Genomic DNA, 17,719 nt, shown 5'->3' with positions numbered 1-17,719 from the left:
GGTGGGGTGAGAAGCGAACCGACCCCCTTCGAGGGCGGCCCGATGGACGGCCGGGTCCTCCCGATCCTGCTCGGCCCGACCGGCCACCCGCCGAAGTGGTACGAGATCCCGGTCCCGGCCCCGGACGGCGGCCCCCCGACGCTGCTGCTCTACGAGCGGGTCCCGTCGGGCTACTCGAAGCGGCTGCGGCTCCAGAAGGGCTGGAAGTACGCCTTCTCGCCCACGGGAGTCAAACCGCGCCCCCGCTGGCCGTGGACCAAACCCAAGCCGTAACCCGCGGTTGGGGCCACGGGCGGACCGGCGGACGGGCGGACCGGCGGGCCGGTCGCGTCACGGGAGGGTCAGCCTCGCCTCCGCCCCGCCGCCCTCCGCCTCGCGGAACTCCAGCCTCGCCCCGATCACCCGGGCCTGGCCCACCGCGATCGTCAGCCCCAGCCCGTGGCCCTTGCCCCCGCTGCGGAACCGCTGCGGTCCGCCGGCGAGGAGGTAGTCCGGGTAGCCGTCCCCGTGGTCCCGGACCGTGACCACCGGCCCGTCCACCGTGACGACCACCGGCTGCCGCCCGTGCTTGTGCGCGTTCGCGACGAGGTTGCCGAGCACCCGCTCCAGCCGCCGCCGGTCCGTCTCCACGTGCGCGTCCCGGACGACGACCACCTCCGTGTCCGTCCCCGACGCCCGCACGACCCTCCGTACCAGCCGTTCCAGCTGGTGCAGGTCCGTCTCCACCGCCTCGCTGCGCGAGTCCAGCCGGGAGATCTCCAACAGGTCCTCGGTCAGCTGCCGCATCGTGCGGACCCGCTCGCGCACCAGCTCCGTCGGCCGCCCCTCCGGCAACAGTTCCGACGCCGCCTGCAAGCCGGTCAGCGGGGTGCGCAGCTCGTGCGCCACGTCCGCCGTGAACCGTTGCTCGCTCACCAGCTTTTCCTGGAGGGTGCCGGCCATCGTGTCCAGCGCCCCCGCCACCGTCGACACCTCGTCCTGGTGCCGCGAGGGGTCCTTCGTGCGGGGGTCGCCGACCCGCGCGTCCAGGTCGCCCTGGGTGATCCGCCGCGCGACCGTCGCCGTCTGGTGCAGCCGCCGCGTCACCCGGGTCACGGCGAAGGCCCCGACCAGCAGGGTTCCGCCGAGGGCCAGCACCGAGGAGCCGATGATCGCGTGGTCGACGCCCCGGATCGTGCGCGCGCTCTGCCCGTAGTCGACGGCGGTGGCCAGCGCCCGCCCGTCGGCGGGGGCCGCCGCCCACATCACCGGGTTCCCGTCCCGGTCCGAGACGAGCGTCCCGCGGTGTCCGCTCAGCGCCAGGGCCCGCAGCGGGGCGGGCAGGCCCGCCGGGTCGAGCCCCGACCGCGGGGGCAGCGCCTCGCCCGCCTCGTAGGCGCGCGAGGCGTCGTGGAGTTTCGCCAGCGCCTTGTCGCGCGCCGTTCCGACGGTCTGCCGCATCACCTGTACGTGGACCAGCGCGCCCAGCACCGCCGCCAGCGCGCAGCACATCACCACGATGAAGCAGGTGGACTTCCAGGTCAGGGTGGCCGTCCAGGCCGGCAGCAACCGCTTCACGGCCCGCCCCCGGTGTCCGTCCCCGTCTCCGGGCCCGTCGCCGCCCCCGTGTCCGTCCCCGCCCCCGTCGAGTCCCGCGGCGTGTGGGTGTGCGTCCGTCCGTTCGCCGGGAGCCGGACGATCTGCTCGCGCGTCGGCAGCATCGTCTTCTGCTTCTCGTCCCAGGACCAGGCGGTGATCAGCTCGTAGCCCGGGTTGCCGCTCGGCACGCGCAGGATGACGTCCCGACCGGCCAGTTCGACGCCGATGACGGTCTGGGTGGTGGCCATGATCCGGTTGAGCCGGCCGTCGGCGTCCGCCGTGTAGACCCGTACGGACATCATTTTGTCGGGCATCTCGACGCCGACGACCAGCTCGTCCTTGTCGTTGCCCGTCAGATCCCGGTAGTACGGGGCCAGTACCGGACAAGCCCCGGCCGGCTGCCCCGGCGTCCCGCACGCCCGGATCGCCTCGGCGGTCTCCGGCGGCATCCCGTCCGGCCCGACGGAGATGTCGGGATGGCTCCGCAGCTCCGCCCGCACCAGCGCCACCGGGTCCACGCCGTGGACGTTCTGGTCCACCACCGGTGGCAGACCCTGTACGTACTGGGGCGGCGCGCCCCCCGGATCGGCGGGCGCGACCACGGCCCCCGGGCGCTGCGGCCACAGGTGGACGGGGCCGCTGGCCGTGGGGGTCGGCCCGGCGGAGGCCAGGGAGCCGTCGTTGCCGCACCCCGTCAGCGACGCGAGCAGCAGCGGGAGCAGCAGGGCGCCCGTGGGGACGGCCGCGCGGAAGGAAGGTTTTCGCACGGCGCTGGGCCTCCTCTCCGCGGGCGTGACCGGTGCTGTGCCGACCGGTCGGCTCCGGTGGCACGTTCCCTCACTTTATGCGGAGATAAGCCCCTTTTGCTCCTGCGTCCACCTCCCGGACGGCGGCGGGCCGGGCCTCGCCTCGACCGTTCGGGACGGCGCCGCTCAGGCGTCCGTGCGCCCGCGCCGCAGCATCGCGAACCCCAGCCCCGCCGCGCCGACGGCCGCGATCCCGCCGCCCGCCGCCAGCAGCAGCACCCCGCCGCCGGGCCGGTCGGCCAGCGTGTTCAGGCGCAGCGCCTGCACCGTGCCGGTACCGGCGGTTCCACGCGCACCCGTGCTCGAACCCGCACCCGTGCTCGAACCCGCACCCGCACCCGTGCTCGTGCCCGGGTTCGCGGCGGGGTCGGGCCGGCCCGTCGGGCTCTGCGCCGCCACCGGCACGATCTGCCCGGTGCCACCCGCCCGGACCCCGGTCTTGTGACCGCGACCCGCCACCGCGTGCGAATCCCCCTCGGGGACCGTCTCGTCGACCCAGGAGGACAGTTGCCCGTCGGGCCGCAGCGCCGCGTGCAGCACGCCGGCGCCGCCCACCCCGGTCCGCCCGTCACGGCTGGTCAGCGTCGCCACGGTGACACCGGCGCGCTGGATCTCGGCCTGGTAGGCGTCCTTCGCCAGCCGGTACACCTTGGCCGTCGAGTGCCCGTCGGCCAGGAAGAGGCTCTTGACCAGGGTCCGCTGCGTCCCGGAGGCGGCCGGCGCTCCGTCGGCGAGCGCCGGGGCGACGGACAGGGCCAGCAGCCCGGCGGCGCACGCGGTCACGGCGGCGGTGCCCACGGCGGTGCGGACGGCGGTGCCAACGGTGGCGCGGCGGGCGGTGTTCACGGGCGGTCCCTCGGTCTTGGTCGGTCCCGGCGGCTCCGGGTGTGCGTCCAGGTGTGATCAACGTAGGGGTCCGCCATTGCGGTACAGCGGTGGTCTTGTAACAGGCAGGCGGCAGCAACCCGACGGAGTCGTTACACAACCGAGGGATTGCCGCCGGCGGCCCGGGCTGCTCCCATGGACGGCGGGGGTGAGACCGTGCGCGCACTCAAGGTGCTTCCGAGCGGCCGGCCCGGCCGCGGCCGGCTCTACGTGAACCGGCCCGACGGCCTGGCGGTGGCCTGGTACGACCGGCAGTCCAACCGGGTCAGCGTCCTGTCGGACGCCCTGCGCGAGGAGGTGCTCACCGCCCTGCGCCCGTTCCTGACCGGCACCTGGACGGTCGGCCCGCCCCCCGTCCCCACGGCCGCCGAGCTGCGCGGACTGCTCCTGCCGCCCGACCTGGACCTGGCGCCGAACCGCCCCGGCGAGACCCTCCTGGGCGAGTCGGCGTACGGCGCCCAGGGCGGCCGGGCCCGCCACCGCGTGCGCCCGGAGCTACAGGCCCGGCTGCGGGCCGGAGCGGAGACGGAGCTGCTGGAGGCCGCCGGCTGGCGGGTCCTGCACGACGTCCCGCTCCCCGGCCTCGGTCTGCTCGACCACCTGCTGATCGGCCCGCCCGGAGTGCTCGCCGTGCGTACGGTCGCCGGGCGCCGCCAACGCGCCCACGTCGGGGACCTGTCGCTCACGGTCGGGCGCGCCGAACCCCGCCCGGACCCCGACTGGATCCGCCGGGCCGCCGACCGCGCCGCCCGGGTGCTGCGGACTCCGGTGCGGGCGGCCCTGGTGGTGGCGGACGCCTCCCGGGTGGAGGTGGACCCGAGCCTGCGCGACGTCCTCGTCCTGCAACCGCCGACGGCGGCGGCGGCCCTGAGGGGAGGGGTCGCGGCGCTCAAACCCCCGGACGTGGAGGCCCTGTTCACCCTGGCGCGGGCGCGGCCGACCTGGGACTGAGGGGCCGCCGGGTCCTGGCGCGGACCGTCAGGCCGAACTCCGCTTGCGCGGGGCCGCCTTCTTGGCCGTGGTCGCCGCCGTCTTCTTCGCGGCGGCCGAAGTGGACTTGGAGGTCGCCGACTTGGACGCGCCCGCCTTGGAGGAGGTCGACTTGGCGGCGGTCGCCTTGGACGTCGTCGCCTTGGGTGTCGAGGCCTTGGCCCTGCCGGTCGTCGACTTCGCGGCGCTCTTGCGCCCGGCCGTCGTCGCCGCCGCCGCCTTCTTGGCCGTGGCGGACGTGGACTTCTTCCCGCCCACCGCCTTCGGGGCCGTCGTCGCCGCCGCCGTCTTCCGGGCGGACCGCCGGATCGGCGTCACCTCCGCGTCCGGGCCGTCGTCGGCCTCCCGCCCGGTCTCGGCCCCGGTCCCCGCCCCGGCCCCCGTCCCGGTGTCGCCGTCGGTCCCGGCGCGCGAGGCCTTGGCCGCCCGTACGCTGCTCTCCAGGGCCGCCATCAGGTCGATCACCTGCGCCCCGGCCGGCTCCACCACGGCCTCCGTCGCCTCGAAGCCCTCGCCCGTCTTCGCCGCGAGCATGGACTCCACGGCCTCCCGGTAGTCGTCGTGCAGCGAGTCCATCTCCACGTCGCCGAGCGTGGCCATCAGGGCGTCGGCCAGGTCCAGTTCGGCCTCCCGCACCGATACCGAGCCCTCCGGGGCCACCCCCTCCGGCGCCCGGATCTCGTCCGGCCACAGCAGCCCGTGCATCGCGATGACGTCGTCGACCACCCGCAGCATCCCCAGGCGCTCCCGCCCCCGCAGGGCGTACTTGGCGATGGCGACCTTCCGGCTGCGCTTGAGGGCCTCGCGCAGCAGGGTGTACGGCTTGGCGGCCGTGGCCCCGTTCGCCGCGAGGTAATAGGCGGCGTCCATCTGGAGCGGATCGATCTCGTCGGCCGGTACGAACGACACGATCTCGATCGTCTTCGCGGTCGGGATCGGCAGCCGGGCCAGGTCCTCGTCCGTGATCGGGACGATCGACCCGTCCGCCTCCTCGTACCCCTTGCCGATCTCGGCGCTCTGCACCTCTTCGCCGTCCAGCTCACAGACCTTGCGGTAGCGGACGCGCCCCCCGTCGGTCACATGGATCTGACGGAAGGAGATCGAGTGGCTCTCGGTGGCGTTGACGAGCTTGATCGGGATGCTGACCAAGCCGAAGGAGATCGCCCCGTTCCAAATGGATCGCACGGTTCCTCCTGATTCGTGGCAATCTCATCGTATGACGCCGATCACGATGGTGGAGGGGCGTCGCATCGCGCTCAGCAATCTGGACAAGGTCCTCTATCCCCGGACCGGCTTCACCAAGGGCGAGGTGCTGCACTACTACGCCACCGTCGCGGGCCCCCTGCTCGCACACGTCCACGACCGCCCGGTCTCCTTCCTGCGCTATCCGGACGGACCCGAAGGGCAGCTCTTCTTCACCAAGAACCCGCCGCCCGGTACCCCCACATGGGTGAAGACCACCCGCGTCCCCCGCTCCGAGGACCAACGGGCCGAACAGGTGATGGTCTCCGACCTGGCCACCCTCATGTGGGCCGCCAACCTGGTCGTGGAGTTCCACACCCCCCAGTGGCGGGCCGACAGCCCCGCCGTCGCAGACCGGATCGTCTTCGACCTCGACCCCGGGCCGCCCGCCACGGTCGTCGAGTGCTGCGCCGCCGCCCTGTGGCTGCGCGAGCGCCTCACCGAGGACGGACTGCACGCCTACGCCAAGACCTCCGGCTCCAAGGGGCTCCACCTGGCCGTCCCCGTCGAGCCGACCCCGTCCGCGCGGGTCTCCGCGTACGCGAAGGCCCTCGCCCAGGAAGCCGAACGGGCCCTCCCGGACCTCGTGGTGCACCGGATGGCGAAGGCGCTGCGCCCCGGGAAGGTCTTCGTCGACCACAGCCAGAACGCCGCCGCCAAGACCACCGCCGCCCCCTACACCCTGCGCGCCCGGGAGCTGCCGACGGTGTCCGCGCCCGTCTCCTGGGACGAGGTCGACGGCTGCCGCAGCGCCGGCGACCTCGTGTTCCTCGCCGACGACGTCCCGCCCCGGCTGGCCCGCGCCGGCGACCTCCTGGCCCCCCTGCTCGACCCGGACCGGGCGGGGCGGATCCCGTGATCCGGGTGGCGCTCGCCGTGGCCGTACGGACCCTGCCGCGCGGGGCGGGACTGGCCTACGAGCCGAAGTTCGACGGCCACCGCCTGCTCGTACGGCGGACCTCGCGGGAGGTGGTGCTCCAGGCCCGTTCGGGGCGGATAGTGACCGGCGCCTTCCCCGATCTGGCGGCGGCGGCCCTGTGGTTGCCGGCCGGGACCGTACTGGACGGGGAAGTGGTGGTCTGGCACGCGGGCCGGACCGACTTCGCGCTGGTCCAGCGGCGGGCGGCGGCGGCCACCGCTGCCCGGGCGGCGGCCCTCGCGCGGACCCTGCCGGCCTCGTACGCGGCCTTCGACGTGCTGGAGCTGGCCGGGCTCGACGTGCGGGAGCGCGCGTACGAGCGCCGCCGGGCCCTCCTCGTGGAGCTGCTGACCCCGCTCGGGCCGCCGCTCCAGCCGGTGCCGATGACCACCGACCCCGAGGTGGCCGAGACCTGGTACGAGACCCTGCCGGCCAGCGGGATCGAGGGCCTGGTCGTGAAGCGGCTGGACCAGGCCTACCCCGCCGGGCGGCGGGCCTGGCGCAAGCTCCGGCACACCGACGTGCGGGACGCGGCGGTGGTCGGCTTCACCGGCACCCCGCGCCGCCCGACGGCCCTGGTGCTGGTGCTGCCGGGGGAGGAGGACGAGGCACCGGTGGTGTCGAGCCCGCTCGGCGCGGCCCTGCGCACGGAGCTGTCGGCGGCGCTGGCCCAGGCTCCCACCCAGGCCTCTGCCCGGGGCCCGGGCCCCGGGGCGGGCGCGGCCCCGGCCATGGCCACCGTCACGGCCATCGGGCTCGGCGAGGTGCCGTTCCATCCGCTGGACCCGCCGCTCGCCGCCGAGGTCCGCCGCAGCTCCACCCGCCACCCGCCGCCGGAGGTGCTCCGGCTGCGCACGGACCTCCTGTGAGGCCATCGGCCTACTCGTAGTGCGCATATCGGCACAAAGTGAGCGAAGCTTGGCTCATGAACACGACCCTGACCTACATCGCGGTGGACAGGACCCTGACCAACATCGCGTGGTTCTTCGTCGTCGGAATCGTCGTGGTCGGCGTCCTGCTCGGCGGATTCCTCCTGGGCAAGCGGGTCCGCAACCAAGAACCCGCCCCGCCCACCGCCGAGAGCCAACCGCACCTGCCCGACGGCGGCGCGGTGTACGAGGTCCGCGAGGAGCGGGACCCCGTGGAAATCCCCGAGGGCGGCCTGCGCCCGCACGACATGCAGGGCTACGGGAACTTCGGGTCCACCACGTCCACCCATCCCGACGAGGTCCGGGCCGAGCGGGAGTCCGGGCACAAACTGCCGGAGGGCCCCGGCCCCCACGCCCAGCCCGGTGCCCCGCCGAACGCGGGGCGCGGCAGCCACGACTGACCGCCGGCCCCGCACCCCCAACCCCCCGCGCCCGCCCCGAACCCCCCGCGCCCGACCCGCGCCCGACCCCCGCGGGCCGGGCGCGGGGCACCCGCCGGCCGGGACCTCGTGGCAGGCCGGAGACGGCCTACCGCAGCGGCCCGTCGGAGTCCCGCAGCCCGCTGCCCTCCTTGCCGCCCAGCACCCCGAGGATCTCGGCGCAGATGGCCAGCGCCGTCTCCGGCGGCGTCTTGGCGCCGAGGTCCAGGCCGATCGGCCCGTGCACCCGGGCCAGTTCGGCCTCCTGGACCCCGATCGCGGCCAACCCGTCCCGGCGCCGCGCGGTGGTCCGGCGCGAGCCCAGCGCCCCCACGTACGGGATTCCGAGCGCGAGCGCCGTCCGTAGCGTCGGCACGTCGAAGTCCGGCTCGTGACTGAGCAACACCAGGCAGGCGGCGTCGCGGTGGGCCGTCAGCACCTTCTCGGCCTCGACCGCCGTCCCCACCGTCACGGCCTCCCAGCCCAACAGCGAGGCCTGCGCGGCGATCACGTCCGCCAGCTCGCCGCTGCCGCCGATGACCACGTGCGGAGCGGACGGGTACGCCTCCACGAGCACCAGCCCGGACCCCGCGTACAGGGCGTCCCGCCCCGGCCGCCGCGTCGCCAGCAGCTCGCCGGCCCGCCGCGCGGCGTCGTCCTCGGCCGGCTCCCCGGCGCGTACGACCTCGCTCACGGCCTGGTCGGCCGCCTCGTTGAGCCGGGTCACCAGGGCCACCCCGGCACCCGAGACCAGCAGCTCCCACCACTCGGCCGGCACCCCGGCCAGCGGCTGCAGCAACACCTCGGCCTGCCCGCCGCAGGTCAGCCGGGCCTCCTCGGCCTCGGCGCGCCCCACGGACACCTCGCACACCCGGGCGTCACGCGGACCGCCCCCGATGGCCCCGACCTCGGCGACGAGTTCCGCGTCGAAGACCCCGCGGTACAGGGCCCCCACACACTCGCCCCGGGCATCCACGAGGACGGCCCCGGCGGGATCCCGCGGCCCGAACCCCTCCTCGGTCACCGGCCTCGCCAGGAACGCGACCCGCCCTTCGGCCACCCACTGCCGCGCCGTATCCGCCAGCTCACGCATCCTCGTCGCCCCATCCTGTACGCGCTTTCCCGCAAAGCGCCAGGTCAACGGCACAATGCGGCCTCATTCGCCACCCTACGCACGCTCCCCACCCCCACCCACCCCCCAAACGCACAGACCCCGCCCCACCCCCCTCGTACAGACCACCGGAAGTGTCCCGCGACCCGCCACCACCCAGAATCGAGTGAGCGGCACGACCGTGTTCCCAGGCACGTCGCCGAAGGCCGGAGAGGACGGGACCCGGACCATGGCCCTGCCCCGCACCCTCGCGTCCCTGTCGGTACGCAACTTCCGGCTCTTCGTCCTCGGTCAGCTCCTCTCCGTCACCTGCACCTGGATGATGGTCATCGCGCAGGACTGGCTGGTCCTGGACCTCTCGCGGAACTCGGGCACGGCCCTCGGCGTGGTCACGGCGATGCAGTTCACCCCCGTCCTGCTGTTCACTCTCTACGGGGGCCGGCTGGCCGACCGGCACAGCAAGCGGCGCATCCTGATCCTCGCCAACGCCGCCTCCGGCCTCCTCGCCCTGGCGTTGGGCACGTGGGTACTGGTCGGCGAGGTCCGGCTCTGGCACATCTGGCTCTTCGCACTCGCCCTCGGCACCGTCAACTCCGTCGAGGCGCCGACCCGGATCTCGTTCGTGAGCGAGATGGTGGGCTCCGAACTGCTGCCCAACGCCTCCGCGATGAGCGCCGCGTACTTCAACCTCGCGCGGGTGGTGGGCCCGGCGATCGCCGGATTCCTGATCGCCCGCCTCGACGTCGGCCCCGTCATGCTGCTCAACGCCCTCAGCTACGTGGCGACCGTGGTCGGCCTGTCCATGATCCGCCCGGCCGAGCTGCACCTCCCGGCCGCCCGCCCCACCAAGGCCCGGGTCGTGGACGGCCTGCGCTACGTACGCCGCTGCCCCGACCTGATCCTGCCGCTGGCGCTCGTCGGCGTGGCCGGGCTCATCGGCTTCAACTTCCAGCTGACGCTGCCCCTGCTGGCCAAGACCGAGTTCCACACCGACCCGGCCGCCTTCGGCCTGCTGAGCAGCGCCCTGGCGGCGGGCTCCCTGCTGGCCGCCTTCGCGACGATGGCCCGCCGCGGCCGGCCCACGGCCCTGGTCGTCACCTGCTCGGCCATCGCCTTCGGCGCCGCCGAGGCCGTCACGGGCCTGGCCCCGACCCTCCCCGTCGCCTGCCTCCTGCTCACCCTGACCGGCTTCGCGATGATGTACTTCGCCCAAGCCTCCAACCACCGCGTCCAGCTCGGCTCGGACCCCCTCTACCGGGGCCGGGTGATGTCCCTCTACACCCTGATCTTCCAGGGCACGACCCCCCTGGGCGCCCTCCTGACGGGCTGGCTCGCGGAACACCACGGCGTCCGCCCCACCCTCACCACGGCCGGCCTCCTCACCCTCACCACAGCTACCCTCACCCTCCGCCCAACCCTCCGCCGCCCTCCCCCGCCCCCGTCCCCGGACCACTCCCCGTACGCCCCCGGAGCCTGGCAAGATCGCTGACGGACAACGACGGGGAATCGGGGGGAGCGGCTGTGGGAAGCCAACTGCGCGCGGGTGAGGTGTACCGGTCCGGGAGGAACACGGATCCGGACACGGCGATCATCGACGGACACCCGAACATCCACCACGCCACGGCCTCACGAACGCTCCCCCAGATCCAACTGAGCAAGGGCATCAACCCGCTGGCCAAGGTCAAGGGCCCGGGGGAGCGGCGTCGTCCCGCCGTCCTGATCCGTTCCAGCCCCTGGAAGGCCGGCACGACGGACACCCCCTGGCACGACAGGTTCGACCTGGAGAACGGCCGCGTCGTCTACTTCGGAGACCATCGGGCCACTCACACCGTGCCGCCGGGCAGCACGCAGGGAAACGCGGTGCTGCTGGAAGTCCTGGAGGGCCACCGGGCCACGACAGCACACCTGCGAGCCCGGTCCGTACCGCTGCTGGTGTTCGCCGCGGTGCCCCGCAACAAGACCCCGAAGGGCTACGTCGAGTTCTGCGGGCTGGCCGTCATCGAACACGCCGAACAGATCGAGCAGGAGTCGGACGCCGGCCTGCCCTTCCCGAACTACCGCTACGACCTGTCCCTCCTGGACCTGGGCGCCGAGAGCGGCGAGGTCGACTGGTCGTGGATCGAAGCGCGGGGCAACACGACCCTCTCGACGGACGAGGCACTCGCACGGGCCCCTCGCGCCTGGCGCCGCTGGGTGGAACACGGATCCTCCCCGCGCCCCGCGTCCGGTGACGGGGCATCGGGCCGCATTCCGTCCGCGCGTGTGTCGGATGCGGCGGCGGCCGCGGCACTGGCGAAGCCGAGCAGCTCGGAGCCGAGCAGCTCGGAGACGCTCACGGAGACGCTCACGGAGACGGCGCTGCTCGCAGAGCTCACTCGGCTCAAGGTCCATGGCCGGAAGGCGCGCCCGACCCGGCACGAGCCGCTGGCCCTGCTGTGGGCCATGTCCCGGGCGGCCGCCGGACACCACCGACCGGCGCCCTGGCGGCAGTTCCGTGAGGAGGTCGGCGGCCTGATGAAGGCCTTCGGCCTCCCGGGCTCCGCCGTGACCCCCGAGTACCCCTTCTGGCGCCTGCGGACGAGCCCGCTGTGGAGCATCGACGGCGGTCCGCCCGAGGAGGCCGGCGACCCCACAGTCGCCACGCTGGACCGGCTCAACCCCCGCGCCGGCATCACCGAACAGGCTGCGCGGCTCCTGTCCGACCCCCTCGTCATGCTCCGTGCGGCTTCCACCCTGCACGAGGCCTACCTGCACGATGTCGACCTGCCGACCCTGCTGGAGCGGCTGGGCATGAGCGGCTACCTCACCGCGAGCGGCATCGAGGAACCCGCCGCGGCCCCGGATGGCCCCACGGTTCCCGCCCCACGCAGCGAGAACACCGTGTCCCGCATCATCCGCAACAGCGCGCTGAAGACCAGGCTGAAGAGGCTGCACGGCGACCGCTGCCAGGTGTGCGCCCTCCAACTGCCGACCGGAACCGGCACGTACAGCGAAGGGGCCCACATCCGCGGCCTCGGCCGCCCCCACAACGGCCCCGACGAAATCACCAACCTGCTCGTCCTCTGCCCCAACCACCACGTCCAGTTCGATACGTTGGCGATCTACGTCGACCCCGTCGGCACCGTCCGCACCACCGCGGACGACACCCCCCTGGGCCCACTCCGCCGGCACCTCGATCACCCCATCAGCGAAACGCACCTCCACTACCACCGCACCCTGTGCACCCAAGACACCGCTAACCCGAAGCCGTCACCCACCTGACCCGCCCCTCACCCCCGCCCCCCGACCCGCCTCCCCGGCACGCGGGTCTCGTGCGTGGGCCGCGCCCCTCGTGCGCCCTTGCGCAACCAGCAGGGGACGCGGACCGTTTTGAGGAAGTTGCTGCTCGGCGCCGTGGCGCCACCTGGGGAAGGGCGGTACGCGGTGACGGGGTCAACGCTGTGGGCACGCAAGACGTTCGGAGATCTCGCCGGACCCCTCACCGACGCCATCCCCGCATGCCTCGCCCGTGCCCACGACCGGGCACGGAACGGTCATCAGGGCGTGCACACCCAGACACTCGAAGCCTACGGACACGGACTCCACGCCGTGCAGTACGAGGAGCTGGCCACCGGCCTCGCGCCGCTGCCCGGGGCGACCGCCGTTCGGCTCCAGTCGCGCACCGTGATGATCGTCGGCGGCCACGTGATCTACCCCATCCGGTACGCCAAGCAGGACGTGCCCGTCACCGTCGCGCGCCTCAAGAAGGCCGTCGGCCTGCGCGCCGAACTCATTCGACGGCACGGGCCGGAACCCCGACAGCAAGAGTTCGACCTCGGGATCGAGGAGGAAGAGCCGGAACTCCACCGCGACCTCGGCCAGCTCCCCCCGGACGTCGGCTTGGTCCTCGTCGCCTACGCGTGCGCCATGGACCGCGGCGTCATGAGGCTCGAATGGGGATCCGCCGAGCTGCGCCGCGAGGATCGCCACCTCATCTGGCACCACCACGAACCCTTGCGCTGAGCCCGCGCCCCGACTCCGACAGTTCGCGCGCACGGGCCGCAGGGGCCGCCACACCCCTGTACGGCATGGCAGTTGGCCGGACATACGCGAAGACCCCGTCTCAGCTAACTCGCTGATGGCGGGGTCTTGGGCACTTCTTGCGAAGTGCCCCCGGCAGGATTCGAACCTGCGCACACGCCTCCGGAGGGCGTTGCTCTATCCCCTGAGCTACGGGGGCGCTGTCGCTGGTGTTGCTGCGACGGGTAGAACACTACCAGCTCTCGCCGGGTGATCAGGAACTCGTTTGAGGGGAAGAGAGGAGTGCGTCGCCCGGACGGGGTGGAAGTGGAGAAAAGCCGGACGCGGGGGGTTCGGCGGACCTACTCTCAAGTTGTGCCAGGCGCCTCGGGCCGGGTGCTTGTTGTCGACGACAACAAGGTCATCCGGCAGCTGATCAAGGTCAATCTCGAGCTGGAGGGCTTCGAGGTCGTGACCGCGAGCGATGGTGTCGAGTGTCTGGACATCGTGCATCGCTTCGCTCCCGACGCCATCACCCTCGACGTGGTCATGCCGCGGTTGGACGGGTTCGGGGCCGCCGCGCAGTTGCGGGCCGATCCGCGGACGCGGCACCTGCCCGTCGCCATCGTGAGCGCCTGTACCCAGTACGAGGTCGAGGCCGGCATCGCCGCCGGGGTGGACGCGTTCGTCGCCAAGCCCTTCGAGCCCGCCGAGCTGGTCCGCGTCGTACGGCGGCTCGTCGAGCGCAAGGACCGGCGCGAGCGGAAGGGCGCCTCCGCCGGACGCGGCGTCTGAGGAGAGCGGCCAGGGCCGTGGCGAGGATGGTCCCGGGCCGCGTGGACGGGGTCGGAGGCGGGGCCGCCGGGCGGTGCTGTTCACATGGCGAAACCCGTGGCATGCCCGGAGGGCTTCTCGCCTAGGCTGGGACCGTGATCCCCGCCGACCTCTCTCGTGCCGTCGTACGCGCCGTACGCCGTGCCGTCGAGGACGCGGAACTGACCGGTCCCGTTCCGGATCGCGTCGTCGTCGAGCGGACCCGCCCCGGGGGTGTGGGGGAGTACGCCACCCCCGTCGCCCTCCAGGTGGCCAAGGCCGCCGGACGGCTCCCCGCCGACGTCGCCCGCGTCATCGCCGAGCGGCTCGACGGCGAGCCCGGCATCGCCCGGGTGGAGATCACCGGCCCGGGGTTCCTGAACTTCACGCTCGCCCCCCGCCCCGCCGCCGACCTCGTCGACGAGGTGCTCCGGAAGGGCGCGCGGTACGGGTACGCCGACGACGCCGTCGAGGTCGAGCCGTTCTGCCGGCTCCGCCCGGCCGAGCCCCGGTTCCGGGCCGTCCACGAGGCCGTCGTACGCATCCTGCGGAGTCAGGGGAGAGGGGACGACGGCGCTCCCGCCGACGTCGCTCCCGTCGCCCGCCGGGACGGGGACGTGATCGGGGAGTACGGAGCGGACGCCGCCACCTGGGCCATGCTCGCCGTCCCCGCCCGCGAGACCCCCGCCTTCACCGCCGGCCTCCTCGTCCAGGACGAGTCCAACGAACTGTTCCGGGTGCGGTACGCCCACTCCCGCGCCCGCGCCCTGACCCGCAACGCGCACGGGCTCGGCTTCACCGCCGCCGTGAGCGAGCCCGCGACGAGCGACCCCGTCGTGAGCGACCCCGCCACAGCCGCCGGCGCCACCGCCCCCGCGAGCGACCCGTACGCCTCCGCCCTGCTGCGGCTCCTCGCCGAGTATCCCCTCGTGCTCGAAGCCGCCGCGCACCACGGCGCCCCCGAGCGCCTCCCGCGCCACCTCGTCCCCGTCGCCGACGCCCTCCTCGACTTCCAGCATCAGGTCCTGCCCCGGGGAGACGAGAAACCCTCGGCCGCCCACCGCGCCCGGCTGGCCCTTGCCGAAGCCGCCGGAACGGTGCTGGCCGGCGGCCTCGCCCTGCTCGGCATCGACGCACCCGACTTCCTCTGACCCCGAAGAGAGATTCCGATGAGCCGCTCCGCGCACCCCGCCGGACCCCGCCACGCCGACGTCATGCCCGAGGGTCACTACGCCCCGCCGGCCGCCGACCTCAACGTCCTCGACGAGAAGGTCTGGGCCCGCACCGTCACGCGTGACGAGGACGGCGTCGCGACCGTCGGCGGCATCCAAGTGACCAAGCTCGCCGAAGAGTTCGGGACCCCTGCCTACTTCCTCGACGAGGAGGACTTCCGCGAGCGCTGCCGTGCCTGGGCCGCCGCCTTCGGCAAGGACGCCGACGTCTTCTACGCCGGCAAGGCCTTCCTCTCCAAGGCCGTCGTGAAGTGGCTGCGGGAGGAAGGGCTCAACCTCGACGTCTGCTCCGGCGGTGAGCTGGCCACCGCGCTGGCAGCCGAGATGCCCGCCGAGCGGATCGCCTACCACGGCAACAACAAGTCCGAGGCCGAGATCCGTCGGGCCATCGGCGCCGGCGTCGGACGGATCGTCCTCGACTCCTTGCAGGAGATCGCCCGCGTCGCGCACATCGCCCGCGAGCTCGGCGTGCGCCAGCCCGTGCAGATCCGCGTCACCGTCGGCGTCGAGGCGCACACCCACGAGTTCATCGCGACCGCCCACGAGGACCAGAAGTTCGGCATCGCCGTCGCCGACGGCAGCGCCGCCGAAGCCGTGCGCCGGGCGCTCGGGCACGACAGCCTGGAACTGCTCGGCGTCCACTCCCACATCGGCTCCCAGATCTTCGACATGGCCGGCTTCGAGGTCTCCGCGAAGCGCGTGATCCGACTGCTGGCCGCCGTCCGCGACGAGCACGGCGTGGAACTCCCCGAGATCGACCTCGGCGGCGGCCTCGGCATCGCCTACACCTCCGCCGACGACCCGCGCGAGCCCCACGAGATCGCCAAGGCGCTCACCGAGATCGTCGCCCGCGAGTGCGAGGCCGCCGGCCTCCGGGCGCCCCGGATCTCCGTCGAGCCCGGCCGCGCCATCGTCGGCCCCACCGCCTTCACCCTCTACGAGGTCGGGACCATCAAGCCCCTCGAAGGCCTGCGGACGTACGTCTCCGTCGACGGCGGCATGTCCGACAACATCCGTACGGCCCTGTACGACGCCGAGTACTCCGTCACCCTCGTCTCCCGCGTCTCCGAGGCCGAGCCCATGCTGGTCCGCGTCGTCGGCAAGCACTGCGAGAGCGGCGACATCGTGGTGAAGGACGCCTTCCTCCCGGCCGACCTGGCACCCGGCGACCTCCTCGCCGTACCCGCCACCGGCGCGTACTGCCGCTCCATGGCGAGCAACTACAACCACGCGCTCCGCCCGCCCGTCGTCGCCGTGCGCGACGGAGCGGCCCGGGTCATCGTCCGCCGCGAGACGGAGGAAGATCTCCTGTCGCTCGACCTGGGATGACCCCCATATTTCTGACAGGGGCCATCCGGCCCTCAAAATAGGTGTCTCACTCAATGGACCGAGGATGGAAACTCCTGTCCATTGAGTGAGACTGGTTCATACCTGGCGCGCAAACCGTGCGTCGGGGAGCGAAGAAAGATCGAAAGGCGTAGGTCGAATGATGCGTACGCGTCCGCTGAAGGTGGCGCTGCTGGGCTGTGGAGTGGTCGGCTCAGAGGTGGCCCGCATCATGACGACGCACGCCGACGATCTGACGGCCAGGATCGGCGCGCCCGTCGAGCTCGCCGGCGTGGCCGTACGCCGTCCCTCCAAGGTGCGCGAGGGCATCGACCCGGCGCTGGTCACCACGGACGCCACCGCCCTCCTCAAACGCGGTGACATCGACGTCGCCATCGAGGTCATCGGCGGCATCGAGCCGGCCCGCTCCCTGATCACCACCGCGTTCGAGCACGGCATCTCCGTCGTCTCCGCGAACAAGGCGCTCCTCGCCCAGGACGGCGCCGCCCTGCACGAGGCCGCCCAGGCGGCCGGGTTGGACCTCTACTACGAGGCCGCCGTCGCCGGCGCCATCCCGCTGGTCCGCCCGATGCGCGAGTCCCTCGCGGGCGACAAGATCAACCGCGTGATGGGCATCGTCAACGGCACCACGAACTTCATCCTCGACAAGATGGACTCCACCGGCGCCGGCTACCAGGAGGCGCTCGACGAGGCCACCGCCCTCGGGTACGCCGAAGCCGACCCCACCGCCGACGTCGAGGCCTTCGACGCCGCCGCCAAGGCCGCGATCCTGGCCGGCATCGCCTTCCACACCCGCGTCCGCCTCGACGACGTGTACCGCGAGGGCATGACCGAGGTCAGCGCCGCGGACTTCGCCTCCGCCAAGCGCATGGGGTGCACCATCAAGCTCCTCGCGATCCTGGAGCGCGCCCCCGACGGCCGGTCCGTCACCGCTCGAGTGCACCCGGCCATGATTCCGCTGAGCCACCCGCTCGCCTCCGTCCGCGAGGCGTACAACGCGGTCTTCGTCGAGGCGGAGGCCGCGGGCCGGCTCATGTTCTACGGGCCCGGCGCGGGCGGTGCGCCGACCGCTTCGGCGGTCCTCGGCGACCTGGTCGCGGTGTGTCGCAACAAGCTCGCCCGGGCAACGGGGCCCGGCGAGTCCGCGTACACCCAGCTGCCGGTCAGCACCATGGGGGACGTCGTCACCCGCTACCACATCAGCCTCGACGTGGCGGACAAGCCGGGCGTCCTCGCCCAGGTGGCGACCACCTTCGCGGAGCACGGTGTTTCCATCGATACCGTTCGCCAGCAAGGACGACCGGACGGGGTCGGCAATGAGGCCTCCCTCGTCGTCGTCACCCACCGTGCGCCCGACGCCGCCCTCTCCGGGACCGTCGAGGCGCTGCGGAAGCTGGACACCGTTCGTGGTGTCGCCAGCATCATGCGTGTTGAAGGGGAGTAAGGGCC

Annotated in this window: 17 protein-coding genes and 1 tRNA gene; 12 read left to right on the top strand and 6 right to left on the bottom strand. The window is 73.2% G+C overall.

Annotated elements, in window-relative coordinates; all coding sequences use genetic code 11:
* The first annotated feature begins 6 nt into the window (after positions 1–6).
* Positions 7–273, top strand: a complete 267-nt coding sequence (locus ACIOD1_RS01010; protein WP_365618420.1) for a hypothetical protein — start codon at positions 7–9, stop codon at positions 271–273.
* A 57-nt stretch (positions 274–330) separates the two neighbouring features.
* On the opposite strand, the gene ACIOD1_RS01005 is transcribed toward ACIOD1_RS01010, so the two are convergent.
* From ACIOD1_RS01005 to ACIOD1_RS00995, 3 genes are all read right to left on the bottom strand, one after another.
* Positions 331–1,557, bottom strand: a complete 1,227-nt coding sequence (locus tag ACIOD1_RS01005) for an ATP-binding protein (protein ID WP_401899437.1) — start codon at positions 1,555–1,557, stop codon at positions 331–333.
* Positions 1,554–2,345, bottom strand: a complete 792-nt coding sequence (locus ACIOD1_RS01000; RefSeq protein WP_365618417.1) for a hypothetical protein — start codon at positions 2,343–2,345, stop codon at positions 1,554–1,556. Before ACIOD1_RS01000 ends, ACIOD1_RS01005 begins: the two co-directional genes overlap by 4 nt.
* 165 nt (positions 2,346–2,510) lie before the next feature.
* Entirely contained in the window at positions 2,511–3,230 is a 720-nt protein-coding gene (locus ACIOD1_RS00995; RefSeq protein WP_401899435.1) for a hypothetical protein, read from the bottom strand.
* 195 nt (positions 3,231–3,425) lie between these two features.
* On the opposite strand from ACIOD1_RS00995, the gene ACIOD1_RS00990 reads away from it, so the two are divergent.
* Positions 3,426–4,220, top strand: coding sequence for a nuclease-related domain-containing protein (locus ACIOD1_RS00990; RefSeq protein WP_401899434.1), 795 nt, complete (start codon positions 3,426–3,428; stop codon positions 4,218–4,220).
* A gap of 27 nt (positions 4,221–4,247) precedes the next feature.
* On the opposite strand, the gene ACIOD1_RS00985 is transcribed toward ACIOD1_RS00990, so the two are convergent.
* Positions 4,248–5,444: a Ku protein gene (locus ACIOD1_RS00985; RefSeq protein WP_401899433.1), complete on the bottom strand. Its 1,197-nt coding sequence runs from the start codon at positions 5,442–5,444 to the stop codon at positions 4,248–4,250.
* 31 nt (positions 5,445–5,475) lie between these two features.
* On the opposite strand from ACIOD1_RS00985, the gene ligD reads away from it, so the two are divergent.
* Genes ligD through ACIOD1_RS00970 form a run of 3 tightly spaced genes read left to right on the top strand, consistent with a single transcriptional unit; the run spans position 5,476 to position 7,750 of the window.
* Positions 5,476–6,360 carry a non-homologous end-joining DNA ligase gene (gene ligD, locus ACIOD1_RS00980; protein ID WP_365618409.1) on the top strand — a complete coding sequence of 295 codons (885 nt, stop codon included), beginning with the start codon at positions 5,476–5,478 and terminating at the stop codon, positions 6,358–6,360.
* A complete protein-coding gene (locus ACIOD1_RS00975; protein ID WP_401900410.1) occupies positions 6,360–7,289 on the top strand; it encodes an ATP-dependent DNA ligase in 930 nt (309 codons plus the stop codon). The genes ligD and ACIOD1_RS00975 overlap by 1 nt, the downstream gene beginning before the upstream one ends.
* 56 nt (positions 7,290–7,345) lie before the next feature.
* Positions 7,346–7,750, top strand: a complete 405-nt coding sequence (locus ACIOD1_RS00970; RefSeq protein ID WP_365618407.1) for a DUF6479 family protein — start codon at positions 7,346–7,348, stop codon at positions 7,748–7,750.
* A 127-nt stretch (positions 7,751–7,877) separates the two neighbouring features.
* Here the strand turns inward: ACIOD1_RS00970 and ACIOD1_RS00965 are convergent, their stop codons facing one another.
* A complete protein-coding gene (locus tag ACIOD1_RS00965; protein WP_365618405.1) occupies positions 7,878–8,861 on the bottom strand; it encodes an XdhC family protein in 984 nt (327 codons plus the stop codon).
* A 247-nt stretch (positions 8,862–9,108) separates the two neighbouring features.
* Here ACIOD1_RS00965 and ACIOD1_RS00960 point away from each other — a divergent pair, with 247 nt between their 5' ends.
* The 3 genes from ACIOD1_RS00960 (at position 9,109) to ACIOD1_RS00950 (ending at position 12,881) form a co-directional block, all read left to right on the top strand.
* Entirely contained in the window at positions 9,109–10,368 is a 1,260-nt protein-coding gene (locus ACIOD1_RS00960; protein WP_401899431.1) for an MFS transporter, read from the top strand.
* A gap of 32 nt (positions 10,369–10,400) precedes the next feature.
* Entirely contained in the window at positions 10,401–12,140 is a 1,740-nt protein-coding gene (locus tag ACIOD1_RS00955; RefSeq protein WP_401899429.1) for an HNH endonuclease, read from the top strand.
* 162 nt (positions 12,141–12,302) lie between these two features.
* Entirely contained in the window at positions 12,303–12,881 is a 579-nt protein-coding gene (locus ACIOD1_RS00950; RefSeq protein WP_365618401.1) for a hypothetical protein, read from the top strand.
* Between the two features lie 145 nt (positions 12,882–13,026).
* Here ACIOD1_RS00950 and ACIOD1_RS00945 read toward each other — a convergent pair.
* Positions 13,027–13,098: transfer RNA gene (locus ACIOD1_RS00945), tRNA-Arg, on the bottom strand.
* Positions 13,099–13,181: 83 nt separating this feature from the next.
* Here ACIOD1_RS00945 and ACIOD1_RS00940 point away from each other — a divergent pair.
* The 4 genes from ACIOD1_RS00940 (at position 13,182) to ACIOD1_RS00925 (ending at position 17,714) form a co-directional block, all read left to right on the top strand.
* Complete coding sequence (locus ACIOD1_RS00940) at positions 13,182–13,673, top strand: response regulator (RefSeq protein ID WP_365618400.1); 492 nt, start codon at positions 13,182–13,184, stop codon at positions 13,671–13,673.
* A gap of 134 nt (positions 13,674–13,807) precedes the next feature.
* Positions 13,808–14,842: an ArgS-related anticodon-binding protein NrtL gene (nrtL, locus tag ACIOD1_RS00935; protein ID WP_365618398.1), complete on the top strand. Its 1,035-nt coding sequence runs from the start codon at positions 13,808–13,810 to the stop codon at positions 14,840–14,842.
* A gap of 18 nt (positions 14,843–14,860) precedes the next feature.
* On the top strand, positions 14,861–16,252 hold the full coding sequence (gene lysA / locus ACIOD1_RS00930; RefSeq protein WP_365618396.1) for a diaminopimelate decarboxylase: 1,392 nt from the start codon (positions 14,861–14,863) through the stop codon (positions 16,250–16,252).
* A 157-nt stretch (positions 16,253–16,409) separates the two neighbouring features.
* Complete coding sequence (locus tag ACIOD1_RS00925; protein WP_365618395.1) at positions 16,410–17,714, top strand: homoserine dehydrogenase; 1,305 nt, start codon at positions 16,410–16,412, stop codon at positions 17,712–17,714.
* Positions 17,715–17,719: the final 5 nt, after the last annotated feature.

Source organism: Streptomyces sp. NPDC088097 (genome assembly GCF_044741845.1).
GTDB lineage: Bacteria > Actinomycetota > Actinomycetes > Streptomycetales > Streptomycetaceae > Streptomyces.
The sequence above is the reverse complement of the archived record's forward strand: the minus strand, read 5'-3'. Positions and strand labels throughout refer to the sequence as shown.

Coding starts and splice junctions, on each gene's coding strand:
- lysA (WP_365618396.1), top strand. CDS start 14,861: ATGAGCCGCTCCGCGCACCCCGCCGGACCCCGCCACGCCGACGTCATG.
- ACIOD1_RS00965 (WP_365618405.1), bottom strand. CDS start 8,861: ATGCGTGAGCTGGCGGATACGGCGCGGCAGTGGGTGGCCGAAGGGCGG.
- ACIOD1_RS00925 (WP_365618395.1), top strand. CDS start 16,410: ATGATGCGTACGCGTCCGCTGAAGGTGGCGCTGCTGGGCTGTGGAGTG.
- ACIOD1_RS00960 (WP_401899431.1), top strand. CDS start 9,109: ATGGCCCTGCCCCGCACCCTCGCGTCCCTGTCGGTACGCAACTTCCGG.
- ligD (WP_365618409.1), top strand. CDS start 5,476: ATGACGCCGATCACGATGGTGGAGGGGCGTCGCATCGCGCTCAGCAAT.
- ACIOD1_RS00970 (WP_365618407.1), top strand. CDS start 7,346: ATGAACACGACCCTGACCTACATCGCGGTGGACAGGACCCTGACCAAC.